Source organism: Flavobacterium sp. (assembly GCF_047602195.1).
GTDB lineage: Bacteria > Bacteroidota > Bacteroidia > Flavobacteriales > Flavobacteriaceae > Flavobacterium.
Genome location: NZ_JASGHW010000004.1, coordinates 168,155 through 182,304, shown reverse-complemented (window position 1 = coordinate 182,304; position 14,150 = coordinate 168,155). Strand labels below are relative to the sequence as shown.

Below are 14,150 nucleotides of genomic sequence, written 5' to 3'. Positions count from 1 at the left end.
TTAATTAATGAAAACAGTAAACAAATATACCGAGGACGACCTCAAGATCGAACTCGAAAACAAGGAATACGAATACGGATTCTACACCGACATCGAGTCGGATACGTTTCCCGTTGGCCTGAGCGAAGACATTGTGCGTGCCATTTCCCAAAAGAAAGAGGAGCCACAATGGATGACCGATTGGCGCATCGAGGCGTTTCGCGCCTGGACCGAAATGACCGAGCCGGATTGGGCCAACGTGCATTACGATAAACCCGATTTCCAATCGATTTCGTATTATTCGGCGCCACTCAAAAAAGCCAAATACAACAGCCTCGATGAGGTCGACCCCGAATTGCGCGAGACGTTCAAGAAACTCGGCATCTCGCTCGACGAACAAAAGGTGTTGGCCGGTGTGGCCGTTGACATCGTGATGGATTCGGTTTCCGTGGCGACGACTTTCAAAAAGACGTTGGCCGAGAAAGGCATCATTTTTTGTTCGATTTCCGAAGCGATCAAGGAACATCCCGAACTCGTTCAGCAATACATCGGTTCGGTTGTGCCACAAAAAGACAATTTTTACGCAGCACTCAATTCGGCGGTTTTCTCCGACGGTTCGTTCTGTTACATCCCCAAAGGCGTGCGTTGCCCGATGGAATTGTCAACCTATTTCCGCATCAACCAAGCCGGAACCGGTCAATTCGAAAGAACGCTCGTCATTGCAGATGAAGGAAGCTATGTTTCCTATCTCGAAGGCTGTACCGCACCGAGCCGCGACGAAAACCAATTGCACGCGGCCGTCGTCGAACTCATCGCGCTCGACGATGCCGAAATCAAATATTCGACCGTACAAAACTGGTATCCCGGAAACAAGGAAGGAAAAGGCGGCGTCTACAATTTCGTGACCAAACGTGGGTTATGCGAAAAGAACGCAAAGATTTCGTGGACACAGGTCGAAACCGGTTCGGCAGTGACTTGGAAATACCCAAGCTGTGTTTTGAAAGGCGACAATTCGGTGGGCGAATTTTATTCGATTGCCGTGACCAACAATTTCCAGCAAGCCGATACGGGAACCAAGATGATCCACCTCGGCAAGAACACCAAGTCGACCATCATTTCGAAAGGAATCTCTGCCGGAAAATCGCAGAACAGTTACCGCGGACTCGTCCAGATTTCGGCCCGTGCCGAAAACGCGAGGAACTTTTCGCAATGCGACTCGCTCTTGATGGGCAACAACTGTGGTGCACATACGTTTCCGTACATCGAATCGAAAAACCCTTCGGCCAAAATCGAACACGAGGCGACAACGTCTAAAATCGGGGAGGACCAGGTATTTTATTGCAACCAGCGCGGCATCCCGACCGAGAAAGCAATCGCCTTGATCGTGAACGGATTCAGCAAAGACGTACTCAATAAATTGCCGATGGAATTTGCCGTCGAAGCGCAAAAATTACTAGAAATTTCTCTTGAAGGTTCAGTAGGATAATTAGACGATTGGTCAATTAGATAATGTCTAGAAAACAGAAAAAAAATAAAATATAAATATGGGATTGATTGAATTTTCTCATTCTCTCCTTCTCTCATTTTCTCATTTAGAATGTTACAAATCAAGAATTTACACGCAAAAGTAGAAGACAAAGATATTCTCAAAGGCATTAATTTAACGGTTAATGCGGGTGAAGTGCATGCAATCATGGGACCGAATGGTTCCGGGAAAAGCACGCTTTCGGCCGTGATCGCCGGAAACGAAAACTATGAAGTGACCGAGGGCGAAGTCATCCTCGACGGCGAAGATTTATCAGAATTGGCACCCGAGGAGCGCGCGCACAAAGGCGTGTTTTTGTCGTTCCAATATCCGGTGGAAATTCCGGGTGTTTCGGTGACGAACTTTATGAAGACGGCCATCAACGAAAGCCGTAAGGCCAAGGGACTCGAGGAAATGCCGGCCAATGAAATGCTCAAACTGATCCGCGAAAAATCGGAACTGCTCGAAATCGACCGAAAATTCATGTCGCGTTCGTTGAACGAAGGCTTTTCGGGCGGCGAGAAGAAAAGAAACGAGATTTTCCAGATGGCGATGCTCGACCCTAAACTCGCCATCCTCGACGAAACCGATTCAGGACTCGACATCGATGCGCTTAGAATCGTGGCCAACGGCGTCAACAAACTCAAAAGCGACAAGAATGCGGTGATTGTCATCACGCACTACCAAAGGCTTTTGGATTATATCGTGCCGGATTTTGTCCATGTATTGTACAATGGAAAAATCGTCAAATCGGGCGGAAAGGAACTTGCGTACGAACTTGAGGAAAAAGGGTACGACTGGATCAAAAACGAGAATTAATGGAACTCAAGGAAAAATTAATTTCGTCTTTCATGGCGTTTGAAGAAAGCGTCGACGTGCATTCTGACCTGCACGATGTCCGCACTTCAGCCATCAAAAACTTCGAAACCAAAGGCTTCCCGACCAAAAAGGAAGAAGCCTGGAAATACACGTCGCTCAATGCGGTGCTCAAAAACGATTTCAGCGTATTCCCGAAAAGCGAAAGCGCGGTTGAATTCGCCGATGTCAAGAAATACTTCCTGCACGAAATCGACACGTATAAAGTCATTTTCATCGACGGGAAATTCAGCTCGTTTTTGTCCTCTACGACACACGACGGACTCGATGTTTGCCTGATGTCATCGGCCTTGACCAAACCGAAATACAAGATGGTCATCGATGAATATTTCAACAAGGTCGCGAGCAAGGACGAAAGCCTGACGACGCTCAACACGGCATTTGCACTGGAAGGCGCCTACATCAACATCCCCAAAAGCAAGGTCGTTGACAAACCGATCGAAATCATCAATTTCTCGACTGGGAACGAGGCAGCACTTTTGGTACAGCCACGCAACCTGATCATTGTCAATGAGAATGCGCACGTGCAGATCATCGAGCGCCACCAAAGCCTCAACGACAACCCGGTGCTGACTAATTCGGTGACCGAGATTTTCGCGAGGAAACGCGCAATCGTCGATTATTACAAGATCCAGAACGACAACCTCGAGGCGTCGCTGATCGACAACACTTATATTTCACAGAAAGACCAGACGAATGTTTCGGTACATACTTTCTCGTTTGGTGGAAACCTGACGCGCAACAACCTCAATTTCTACCATGAAGGCGAGCGCATCGATTCGACCTTGAAAGGCATCACGATTATAGAGGGGAAACAGCACGTGGACCATTATACTTTGGTACACCATGCCACACCGAATTGTGAATCACACCAGAATTACAAGGGCATTTTCGGCGACCGTTCGACCGGGGTTTTCAACGGCAAAATCTACGTCGAAAAAGAGGCGCAGAAAACCGACGCGTTCCAACAAAACAACAATATTTTGCTCAGCGACAAGGCCACGATCAACGCCAAGCCGCAACTCGAAATTTTCGCCGACGATGTCAAATGTTCACACGGCTGTACCATCGGGCAGCTCGACGACAAGGCGATGTTTTACATGCAATCGCGCGGGATTCCGCAGAAAGAAGCCAAGGCATTGCTCATGTATGCGTTCTCGAACGAAGTCATCGAAAGCATCAGGATTCCCGAACTCAAGCAAAGAATCACCAAGATCATCGCGATGAAATTGGGCGTGAATATGGGATTTGATTTGTGATTTTTAAGGCGCTTTTCCCGCTATCCACTGCACCCGAGGCCCGAGGCCGAACTGACCGAAGGTAATCTTTCGCATTTTAAGATCTACCTGACTGCCACAGGCAGTCCTCCTCTTAATATCAAATGCAAAAGGATTTCTGTTTCTGTCGGTGCTAGGGTATTTAAACATAAAAAAACCTGATGGAAAACATCGGGTTTTTTCATTTAAAAGCCTTCATAAATGCGTGCTTTTTTGAATTGTTCTTCGTTGTAGGTGCGTGTCGTTTTGTGCCATTTTCCATTTTTTAAGGTCTGTATTTCAACCACGTCGTTTTCTTGGTTGTCCATGACGACCGACATCTTTTTGACCTTGACGAATTTCCCGTTGATGATTTTGTAGGCATCCTTATAATGGCTACAGCAACTGCCACGGCTATCGGAAATAATGCGTTGGTTTTTATGGTCCCATTCTACACCGAGATGACCCGCGATGCTACCCAAATCCTCACTGTAGACAAATTGTTTTTGGGCCGCGTCATATAAAAAATAGTCATTGATGATTGTGCCGTAACTGCCCATGTTTCCAATACAAAACGCCAAATCTTTGCGGCGGTCAAAATTGTAATCGGCATAGTAAACATCGATGTCGCCATGAAAAACAAATTGGTTCGACTCGATCGTCTGCACCAGCCGTCCGCTTTTCCGGTCTGTGATGTCGACGATGGAAATCCCGCTGTAATCCTTTGGGTCGTAATTGAGGACTTTTACATGTAATTTGAAATTGCCTCGAATCAATGTGGTATCGCGGTCTATCAGCTTGGGATGAAAGGCATTGTTGACGACGCTGTCGAAAATCTTTTTCGGGATTTTCTCGAGCAGCATCGAATCTTTCCCGAAAAAAATATCGCCGTTCTTGCGCACTACACCCGATTGCGGCCAATACAAAGCCCCGTTCGAAAAATCGACGTTTTCCCACCGGATGGAATCGGTCACAGTGCCAAAAACGCTGTCTATTTGCGTCCGTGACGAGGTGTCAAACCGATAGCCCGAGACCAACGAATCCTTGAAGTAAAGACGGAAATATTTCCAGTGGTTAGAAACATAATGCCCGGTCCTGACGACAGAAGGTTGTTTGGACGGCGTTTCGCGTTGGCATGCCAGAATCAGGACGCACAGCGATGTCCATATGATCGGTTTCATCCTTTGACACTTCCGCTGATTTCCTTTAAAAAATGGTTGAAATCGAATCCCGGATTTTCCTTGAGCCCCATCCTTACAATCACCAAATCTTTGGAAGGAATGATAAAAACGTGCTGTCCCTGGAAGCCGTTGGCCGAATACAGATCGCGTGGCGCATCGGGATAATAGCCGCCTTTGTTGAGCCAGAAATGCGCCCCATAACGGCCATCGGAACCTTTGGTCGGCGTGGTCACATAGTTCACCCAACTCGGATTGAACAGTTGTTCGCCTTTCCAGTTGCCTTTGTGCAAATAAAGCAAACCGAATTTAGCCCAGTCGCGTGTGGTGGCCCAGCCATAAGAAGAACCCACGTAATTGCCCGACATATCGGTTTCGATGAACATCGATTGCATCCCGATCTTGTCGATCAAAGACGAATACCAGAAATCGAGGTATTGCTGGTGTGTCTTGAATTGTTTGCGCAAAATACCCGAAAGCAGGTTGGTCGTTCCCGACGAATAATTCCAATTTTGGTTGGGCTGGAAGGCCGCGCATTTGCCACGCTGTACTTTGGTCATGTCCTTGGAGAGGAACAACATCGTGGTCGCATCGGAAATGGTTTCGTAATTTTCGTCCCATTCGAGTCCGCTGTTCATGTGCAGCAAATCATTGGTCGTGATTTTGGCGCGCTTGTCTTTTTTCCACTCGGCAATCGGGGCCGGTTTGAAGATGTCGAATTTGTGCTGTTTTTGTAAAATTCCGAAATAAGTCGCGGTCAGGCTTTTGGTCATCGACCAGCCCAAAATCTTTGATTTTTTATTGAATCCGGGATCGTATTTTTCGGCAATGATGTGGTCTTTGTAAACGACCAAAACCGACCGCGTACGCTTGAATTTTTCGGTCGAATGGTCGAATGCCTCATCCACGGCTTTCTGCAGTTTGCCGTAGTTGACGTTCTCAAAAAAGGTGTCCTTGGGCTCTGCATCGCCATACGGGAAAGCCAGGTTGTTTTTTACGGTATTCCTTTTGGGAATGTTGTAAGGCTTGCTCGCATCGAAATCATCGTCCACGAGCATCGCACCGAGCCCGTCACGCCAAATGGCCTTGCGCGTCTTGAGTCCGAAGACCGAAGCCGTTGCCCATTTGTTCTTTTCATCGATGGCATTCATCGCCAAATCGACCAGCGGGATGTCGTTGTCGCCTTCCTCGATCATCTGCAAGGTACGGCCATCGGCAAAATGACCGGAGGCCACACTTTTGGCCGCAAAACCCGAAATCAGGTCAAGTTTGGGGTAATTTATATAGACCGCAGCCGCCAAAACGGTAACGGCGATGACCAAAAACCAGTATCTTTTTTTCATTGATTGAGAGATGATTATGAATTGGTAAAATTAAAAAAACATTAACATATTTTACAACCGAAATGCAAAACGATGTATATTTGATTGACAATGCATTAAAACCATGGCGCATCCGTTGAAACAACTGGTTTTGGACATGAGGCATCACCTGTACCATACCGGATTGCCGCTCGAACCGGCTTTCGCGGATGAATTGCAAGCCCACCCTAAGCCCACCATCATAGCAGCGATTTTTCGTGTGTCCCAAAGCAGTGTCGCACAGGACTTAGTCGTTAGATTGCCGCATTTGATGCAAACGACAAATTACACCGATTTGTTGCAGGCTTTCGAAATGATCAAGGACGATGATTTGTCGGTTTACCATTACCGCGACTTTGTGGCGTCCATTTTTGGGATTGATGTGGCACAAATGACCCAAAACCAAATGAGGAGCAACGCCAAACCGTCGGACTGGTCACAGGAATACCTTTCGGATCGCCAGATTGACCAACAGGAATTGATCAACAGAATGAAAGAACAAGGTGCGCCCATGATGGCATGAATACAATGACTTATGGAACCAGACAAAGAACAAACCGCCCAAAGACTCTACGATGAGAACCTCATTACCGACAAAGAACTGGCCGATGTAAAAGCCTATCGCTCGCTCGGCATCTTTTCACTGCACAACGAACTGCAATTCCTGCTTTACGCTTCGGTTTTGCTGTTTACGGCCGGAGCCGGAATCGTGATTTACAAGAATATCGATACGATTGGGCATACAATTATTTTGGCCTTGTTGCTGGCGGTTTGCGTGGGTTGTTATTATTGCTGCTTTAAGAAATCGCCGGGATTCAGTCCGGAGGAAATCAGTTTCGACAATCCGGTGTATGACTATTTGGTCTTGCTTGCGACGATTTTGAGCTGTATTTTCATCGGCTATTTACAATTCCAATACCATCCTTTTGGAAGCCATTTGAGCGTACCGACTTATATTTCAGCCTTCATCGCACTGGCCTCGGCTTATTATTTCGACAACCGAAGCGCCTTGTCGATCGGCATCACCGGACTCGCGGCGGCCATCGGCATCACCATTACGCCACAGGCTTTGCTCGAGAACCACTTTTTTGAAAATCCGGCGTTGTTTTATTACGGCATCGCGTTGGGATTGCTGCTGATTGTTTGGACGGAATATTCCGAAAGAACACAGATCAAAAACCACTTTGCGCTTATTTTCATCTGTTTCGCCCAACACCTGATCGGGATTTGCAGCCTTACCGGAATGGTGGGCGATTTTTGGTTCCGCTATGCTTTTTTCCTCGCAGCCTCGACGGTTTATTTTTATTGGAAAAGCCACAGGTTGCGGTCGACGACCGTTTTTGTTTTCGTGCTGCTGTATGCCTACATCGGTTTCAATATTTTATTGTTCCGGGCCATCATGCTCATCGAAGCCTATGAAATTTTTGAATTGATCACGCTCGTTTCGCCGGTTTATGTAATCGGTTTGATCTTTTTGTTCATCCGTTCCATCAGACAATTTAATCGCAAGACCAATGATAGCGCTGAATAAAGAATTACTGGCCAACACCTTTTTGATCGAAAATGCCAAAAGTTTGCGCGACGGGAAATTCATTTCCGAGGAGCAATACAAAGCAGCCAAGCTCCAAACGTTCCGGCTCAAGACGCAAAGCAATATGTTGATCCGGATTGGCTTCGGGTTGCTCGGGATTTTCCTGTATTCGTCAATCGTGGGCGTGATTTCGTTGTTTGGGCTCAGTTTTATGGAACAGGCATACAAGGCGATGATTTTTGTGTACGCTTTCGTCGGATTGGGCGGCAGCGAATTGTTTTCGTCGCGGAATTACTACGGTTACGGCCTTGACGACGTGTTCATCCTCGGATTCCAATTGTTGTTTTGCACGGCCATCGGTGTCGCAATGGAAAACGTGACGCTGGCTTTTTTCGCAATGATACTGGTCGGTTTTTTTTGTTGCGTGCGTTATGTCAATACGATGGCGGCTTTGGTAGGATTGGTCGGAATCGTTGGATTTTTCTGCTGTTTGTCTTTCGAACTCAAAATCATCCCCGAATTGTTCATGCCGTTTGTCGGTTTGCTGCTCGCCATGGCGATGTATGCCGCCCACCACAGGCTGGCTAAAAATCCGAGACTTTATTTTTACAAGTATGCGTTGCGTATGCTCAGGATCTTCAGTCTGGTTTTGGGCTATGTGTCGATCAATTATTTGGTCGTACGCGAATTGTCGGTAGACATGTTGCATTTGGTCGTCGATGCCCAGCACGACATTCCGTTTGCATTTGTGTTTTATTTCCTGACTTTTGCCATTCCGGTGCTGTACATTTGGTATTCACTTCAATCCAAAAGCCGGGAAATGCTGATCATCGGGATGCTGTGCCTGGCGTGTTCGATCCTCACGATTCGGTATTATTACAGCGTGATTCCGGCCGAAGTGGCGCTCATTTTAGGCGGAATCCTGCTCTTTGCGGGAACCTATTTTTGCATCCGGAAATTGAAGCACAGGGAGTCCGGGATTACCTTTTCGCCCGACCGCAATTCGGACAAAAATACCTTGCTGTACGCCCAGGCCATTCTGGTCAATTCGCAGATTGGCGTCAAGGCACCACCTGCTGCTGATGGCGGCATGACTTTTGGCGGCGGCGGATTCAGTGGCGGCGGTTCGAGCGAGACCTTTTAAGCGGCCAAACAAATAACATAATATTCAGAATTATACGGGCCAAGTTTAGTACTTTTGTGTAGAATTTTTCTAAATAAAATGCTAGACCTAAATACCATCAGGGCCGATTTCCCGATTTTGACCCAAAAAGTAAACGGCAAACCGCTGGTTTACTTCGACAACGGCGCGACGGCACAAAAACCCCAAGTGGTCATTGATGCGATTGCGAAGTACTACCAGGAAATCAATGCCAACATCCACCGCGGCGTGCACAAATTGAGCCAGCTCGCCACCGATGCCTACGAAGAATCCCGAAAAAAAATACAAAAACACCTCAATGCCGAATTTGCCCACGAAGTCTTGTTTACCTCGGGCACGACCCAAGGCGTGAATCTGGTCGCCCACGGTTTCGCCTCGATCTTGAAACCGGGCGATGAGGTACTGGTTTCGGCCATGGAACACCACAGCAACATTGTGCCTTGGCAGATGTTGTGCGAAAAGACCGGAGCCGTCCTCAAAGTCATCCCGATGAATCAAAAAGGCGAACTCATAATGGCCGACTACGAGCAATTGCTTTCGGGAAAAACAAAAATCGTAACGGTAAATCATATTTCGAACGCACTCGGCACCATCAACCCGATTGCGGAAATGATCGAAAAGGCGCACCGTTTCGGTGCGGCGGTCTTTATCGACGGCGCACAGGCTGCCCCGCATTTGAAACCCGATGTGCAGAAATTGGACTGTGATTTTTATGCGTTTTCGGGACACAAAATCTGCGGGCCAACCGGAACCGGGATTTTATACGGAAAAGAAAAATGGCTCAACGCATTGCCGCCTTATATGGGCGGGGGCGAGATGATCAAGGAAGTCACTTTCGAGAAAACGACCTATGCCGAATTGCCGCACAAGTTTGAAGCCGGGACGCCGCATATCGCCGGAGGAATTGTATTGGGAACAGCCATCGATTATTTGAATTCGATCGGGTTTGAGAACATCCAGCGGCAGGAAAAAGAGTTGTTGGATTATGGAACCCGACGGCTGCTCGAAATCGAAGGACTCCAAATTTATGGAACGGGGGAGCAGAAAACTTCCGTAATTTCGTTTAATATAGAGGGCATCCATCCGTATGATGTGGGCGCCATACTCGACAAAATGGGAATTGCCGTCAGGACCGGACACCATTGCGCGCAACCGGTGATGCAGTTTTTTGGCATTCCGGGAACCGTGCGCGCCTCGTTCTCATTTTACAATACCAAAGCAGAAATCGACAGCATGATCGAGGCGGTAATCAAGGCCAAAACCATGTTGTCTTAAATCAAACACCATGAAAGCACTATCCCTATTTTTTTTGACCCTCTTTCTGGCCAAAGGATGTGGTGGCGACACAAGCCAAGATTTAGCCACGGCGGTCGTCGAATATGAAGCCAATACGCGCGGTTTTTACCAAAAAATCACCATCAAGGACCAGATGGTCACCAATACCCGAAACCGCAAAAGCGAGGATGCACCCCAAGCCGAAAAGATTGCTGATGCCAAATGGAAAGAATTGATTTCAGAATTCCAAAAGGTAGACCTCAAGAAATTGCAGGACCTCAAGGCACCGACCGAAAAACGCTATTACGACGGGGCCGCGATTGCCAATCTCAGGGTAACCTACCAGAACAAAACCTATGAGACGACCGGTTTTGACCACGGACAACCCCCGGCGGAAATTGCCCCATTGGTCAACAAAATACTGTCACTCGCCAAAAAAGACGAATAATGACCATAGCCGAAATACAGGAAGAAATTGTCGACGAGTTTTCGATGTTTGACGACGAGAACTGGGACGAGCGTTACCAATACGTCATCGACCTCGGGAAAACGCTGCCCATGATCGACGACCAATACAAAACCGATGCGAACATCATCAAGGGCTGCCAGTCGAAAGTCTGGTTGCATGGCCAGGAGCAGGACGGCAAGGTGGTTTTTTCGGCCGACAGCGATGCGATTTTGACCAAAGGCATCATCGCCATCCTGATCCGCGTATTTTCGCACCAGAAAGCCGCCGACATTCTAGAAGCCAATACCGATTTTATCGACCAGATAGGACTCAAGGAACATTTATCGCCCACGCGTGCCAACGGTTTGGTTTCGATGGTGAAACAAATCAAGATGTACGCGCTGGCCTTCCAATCACAAAAATAAAGCACCATGGAACAAGAAATAGACACCAATGCACTTGGCGAGCAGATCGTCAAAAAACTCAAAACGATTTACGATCCGGAAATCCCGGTCGACATTTACGAACTCGGGCTCATCTATGACGTCATGGTCAACACTGATTATGAGGTCAAGATCCTGATGACGCTGACCTCTCCGAACTGCCCGGTAGCCGAAAGTTTGCCGCGCGAGGTCGAAGAAAAGATCAAGGCGATCGAAAACGTAAAGGACACCGAAGTCGAAATCACCTTCGATCCGCCGTGGAGCAAGGATTTGATGAGCGAAGAAGCCAAACTCGAACTCGGTATGTTGTAATCCAGATGGAAGAAGAAGCAATCATCAACCGCGTGGCGGGCAGCGCGCTAGAAGTGTTTGACCTCGAGGATTATTATCCGAAAGGCCCACGCGTCGCGCTTGATATTTCGCAATGGCTTTTCGAAGGTTTTTTGCTGCGCGAGAAGGATTTCCGCCAGCAGCTCAAGAACCACGACTGGAGCCAATACCAGGGAGCGTATGTGGCCGTGCATTGCAGTACCGACGCGATCGTCCCGGCCTGGGCTTCGATTTTGGTGACGGTGCATCTGACGCCGTACGCCAAAAAAATCGTCGACGGAAAGCTCGAGGCCATCGACGTGGCGTTGTATGAAGAAATCCTGCCCACGCTCGACTATTCACCCTATCAGGACAAACCGGTTATCATCAAGGGCTGCTCGAAAAAACCGGTACCGATGAGCGCCTATGTATTGGCGGCGCAGAAGCTCCAACCCATCGCCAAAAGCATCATGTATGGGGAAGCCTGTTCGGCCGTCCCGCTGTATAAAAAAGCCAAATAATCGCACAAATGTTAAAATATTAGCGGGGCGTTTTTTAATTTTGCCTCCTAAACACTAACGCTTTATCCAATGAAGAAAATTGTAACGTTGTCGATCTTGCTCCTGGGGCTGCTTCATGCCCAGGCCCAAGAGGCCGTCGCCACGGCTGTAGACACCACGAAAGCATGGACATCTAAAGGGAATTTTTCGTTGTTGCTCAACCAGTCGAGCTTCAGCAATTGGCAGGCCGGGGGCGAGAACAACATTTCGGGAACCATTGGGCTCAATTACGACCTCAATTACAAGAAAGACGATTGGTCGTGGGACAACAAATTCATCGGATCGTATGGTTTGGTCAAGACCAACAATTCGCCGTTCGAAAAGAAAACCGATGACCGCCTCGAATTCAACTCCTTGCTCGGTAAAAAGGCATTCGAAAATTGGTCGTACTCTTTTTTCCTCAATTTCAAATCGCAGTTCACCAAAGGATACGAATACGGGAAAGATGATTTCGGCGCCGAAACGAGAACCGAAAATACGCGTTTCCTGTCGCCGGGTTACCTGACTTTCGGTCCCGGTATGGCCTGGAAGAAAAGCGACAACCTCAAGTTCAATGTTTCGCCGGCCACTTCCAAATTGACTTTTGTGGACAACCGTTTCACGCAAGACCGTGTGGTGATTGAAGAAGGTTTGCCGGTGGTTGAGGAATATGTAGATGGCGAATATTTTGGCGTGGACCGCGGCAACAGCATGCGCTACGAGCTCGGTTTTTATGCCTCGGGTTACTACAAATTTGCTTTGATGACCAACGTGACTTTCGAAAACATCATCAGTTTGTATTCGAATTACCTCGAAGACCCGCAGAACGTTGATCTGGATTACCAACTCAACGTGGTCATGAAAATCAACCGCGTGTTGTCTACCAATATTTCGTTCCAGACGATTTACGATGACAACGCTTTCCGCGGATTCCAGACGCGACAGGTGTTCGGATTGGCCGTCAATTACAGCTTTACGAATTAATCGAAATAAAAAAGCCCTTCACAATAGAGGGGCTTTTTTTATTAATCTTCTTTTTCGGTGGCGTCCTTGTAATCGGGATACAAAAACTTGTTGTACGGGAAACGCGTGATGTGGATCTGGCGTACGGCTTCGTAGACGCGCTCGCGGAATTCCTCGAAATTTTCCTTGTTCGTGGCTGAAATGAACAGCGCATTTTCGGCGCCCACATTCGACATCCAGGTTTGTTTCCATTCGTCGAGCGTGTAGTGGCGCTTGGTTTTTTCGGTGATCAGATCATCTTCCTCAATGGTCAAATGTTTGTAGGCGTCGATTTTATTGAACACCATGATGATGGGTTTGTCATTGCTTTTGATGTCGGTTAAAATCTGGTTGACCGATTCGATATGGTCCTCGAAATCAGGATGCGAGATATCGACGACGTGCAACAGCAAATCGGCTTCGCGTACTTCATCGAGCGTACTTTTGAACGATTCGACCAATTGCGTCGGCAACTTGCGGATGAACCCCACCGTATCCGAAAGCAAAAACGGTAAATTCTTGATGACTACTTTTCTTACCGTCGTGTCGAGCGTCGCAAACAATTTGTTTTCTACAAATACATCGCTCTTTCCGATGGCATTCATCAGCGTAGACTTTCCCACGTTGGTGTAACCCACCAAAGCCACGCGTACCATGGCACCACGGTTGCCGCGTTGCACCGACATCTGTTTGTCGATGGTCTTGATCTTGTCCTTGAGCAAGGCGATGCGGTCGCGTACGATACGGCGGTCGGTCTCGATTTCGGTTTCCCCCGGGCCGCGCATCCCGATACCGCCACGTTGCCGTTCCAGGTGCGTCCACATGCCCGAAAGTCTTGGCAACAAATATTGGTATTGCGCGAGTTCGACCTGCGTACGCGCGTAGGAGGTTTCGGCGCGTTGTGCAAAAATGTCGAGGATGAGGTTGGTGCGGTCGAGGATTTTGCAGTTGAGGATGCGTTGGATGTTTTTCTGTTGGGAGGGCGACAATTCGTCGTCAAAGATCACGGTGGAAACGCCATTTTCCTTGACATAGTAATTGATTTCGTCCATTTTTCCGGTACCGAGGAAGGTCTTCGGGTTCGGACGATCCATTTTTTGCCAAAAACGTTTGACGACTTCCCCGCCGGCGGTAAAAGTCAGGAATTCCAATTCATCCAAATACTCGGATAATTTTTCCTCATTTTGGTGTTGGGTGACAATTCCGACAATGACGGTCTTTTCAAAATTGGTATTTTCTTTCTCTAGCATACAAAAAATTGAGCTT

The 14,150-nt window shown here is 47.8% G+C and carries 15 protein-coding genes; 12 read left to right on the top strand and 3 right to left on the bottom strand.

Going from position 1 to position 14,150, the window contains the following annotated elements; translation table 11 throughout:
• Nucleotides 1-7: 7 nt before the first annotated feature.
• The 3 genes from sufB (at nt 8) to sufD (ending at nt 3,639) form a co-directional block, all read left to right on the top strand.
• On the top strand, nt 8-1,465 hold the full coding sequence (gene sufB, locus QM717_RS07215; RefSeq protein WP_415036323.1) for a Fe-S cluster assembly protein SufB: 1,458 nt from the start codon (nt 8-10) through the stop codon (nt 1,463-1,465).
• 111 nt (nt 1,466-1,576) lie between these two features.
• A complete protein-coding gene (gene sufC, locus QM717_RS07210; protein ID WP_091144945.1) occupies nt 1,577-2,323 on the top strand; it encodes a Fe-S cluster assembly ATPase SufC in 747 nt (248 codons plus the stop codon).
• Nucleotides 2,323-3,639, top strand: a complete 1,317-nt coding sequence (sufD, locus tag QM717_RS07205) for a Fe-S cluster assembly protein SufD (protein WP_415036321.1) — start codon at nt 2,323-2,325, stop codon at nt 3,637-3,639. Before sufC ends, sufD begins: the two co-directional genes overlap by 1 nt.
• Nucleotides 3,640-3,842: 203 nt before the next feature.
• Here the strand turns inward: sufD and QM717_RS07200 are convergent, their stop codons facing one another.
• Both QM717_RS07200 and QM717_RS07195 read right to left on the bottom strand, forming a co-directional pair.
• Entirely contained in the window at nt 3,843-4,817 is a 975-nt protein-coding gene (locus QM717_RS07200; RefSeq protein WP_415036319.1) for an XAC2610-related protein, read from the bottom strand.
• A complete protein-coding gene (locus QM717_RS07195; protein WP_415036317.1) occupies nt 4,814-6,157 on the bottom strand; it encodes a serine hydrolase domain-containing protein in 1,344 nt (447 codons plus the stop codon). The genes QM717_RS07200 and QM717_RS07195 overlap by 4 nt, the downstream gene beginning before the upstream one ends.
• Nucleotides 6,158-6,260: 103 nt before the next feature.
• Here QM717_RS07195 and QM717_RS07190 point away from each other — a divergent pair, with 103 nt between their 5' ends.
• The 9 genes from QM717_RS07190 (at nt 6,261) to QM717_RS07150 (ending at nt 12,866) form a co-directional block, all read left to right on the top strand.
• Nucleotides 6,261-6,698: a hypothetical protein gene (locus QM717_RS07190; protein ID WP_415036315.1), complete on the top strand. Its 438-nt coding sequence runs from the start codon at nt 6,261-6,263 to the stop codon at nt 6,696-6,698.
• 12 nt (nt 6,699-6,710) lie between these two features.
• Nucleotides 6,711-7,706 (top strand): DUF2157 domain-containing protein, encoded by a 996-nt coding sequence (locus QM717_RS07185; RefSeq protein ID WP_415036313.1) that lies wholly within the window; start codon nt 6,711-6,713, stop codon nt 7,704-7,706.
• A complete protein-coding gene (locus QM717_RS07180; protein WP_415036311.1) occupies nt 7,690-8,850 on the top strand; it encodes a hypothetical protein in 1,161 nt (386 codons plus the stop codon). Before QM717_RS07185 ends, QM717_RS07180 begins: the two co-directional genes overlap by 17 nt.
• A 78-nt stretch (nt 8,851-8,928) precedes the next feature.
• Complete coding sequence (locus QM717_RS07175; RefSeq protein ID WP_415036309.1) at nt 8,929-10,143, top strand: aminotransferase class V-fold PLP-dependent enzyme; 1,215 nt, start codon at nt 8,929-8,931, stop codon at nt 10,141-10,143.
• A 10-nt stretch (nt 10,144-10,153) separates the two neighbouring features.
• A complete protein-coding gene (locus QM717_RS07170) occupies nt 10,154-10,591 on the top strand; it encodes a hypothetical protein (RefSeq protein WP_415036307.1) in 438 nt (145 codons plus the stop codon).
• Nucleotides 10,591-11,016: a SufE family protein gene (locus tag QM717_RS07165; RefSeq protein WP_415036305.1), complete on the top strand. Its 426-nt coding sequence runs from the start codon at nt 10,591-10,593 to the stop codon at nt 11,014-11,016. Before QM717_RS07170 ends, QM717_RS07165 begins: the two co-directional genes overlap by 1 nt.
• A gap of 6 nt (nt 11,017-11,022) precedes the next feature.
• A complete protein-coding gene (locus tag QM717_RS07160) occupies nt 11,023-11,346 on the top strand; it encodes an SUF system Fe-S cluster assembly protein (RefSeq protein WP_415036303.1) in 324 nt (107 codons plus the stop codon).
• A 5-nt stretch (nt 11,347-11,351) separates the two neighbouring features.
• The gene (locus QM717_RS07155; protein WP_415036301.1) at nt 11,352-11,864 is read left to right on the top strand and encodes a DUF2480 family protein; all 513 of its coding nucleotides are present in this window, start codon (nt 11,352-11,354) and stop codon (nt 11,862-11,864) included.
• A gap of 69 nt (nt 11,865-11,933) precedes the next feature.
• Nucleotides 11,934-12,866 (top strand): DUF3078 domain-containing protein, encoded by a 933-nt coding sequence (locus QM717_RS07150; protein ID WP_415036299.1) that lies wholly within the window; start codon nt 11,934-11,936, stop codon nt 12,864-12,866.
• A gap of 41 nt (nt 12,867-12,907) precedes the next feature.
• On the opposite strand, the gene hflX is transcribed toward QM717_RS07150, so the two are convergent.
• Nucleotides 12,908-14,134 (bottom strand): GTPase HflX, encoded by a 1,227-nt coding sequence (gene hflX, locus QM717_RS07145; RefSeq protein WP_415036297.1) that lies wholly within the window; start codon nt 14,132-14,134, stop codon nt 12,908-12,910.
• Nucleotides 14,135-14,150: the final 16 nt, after the last annotated feature.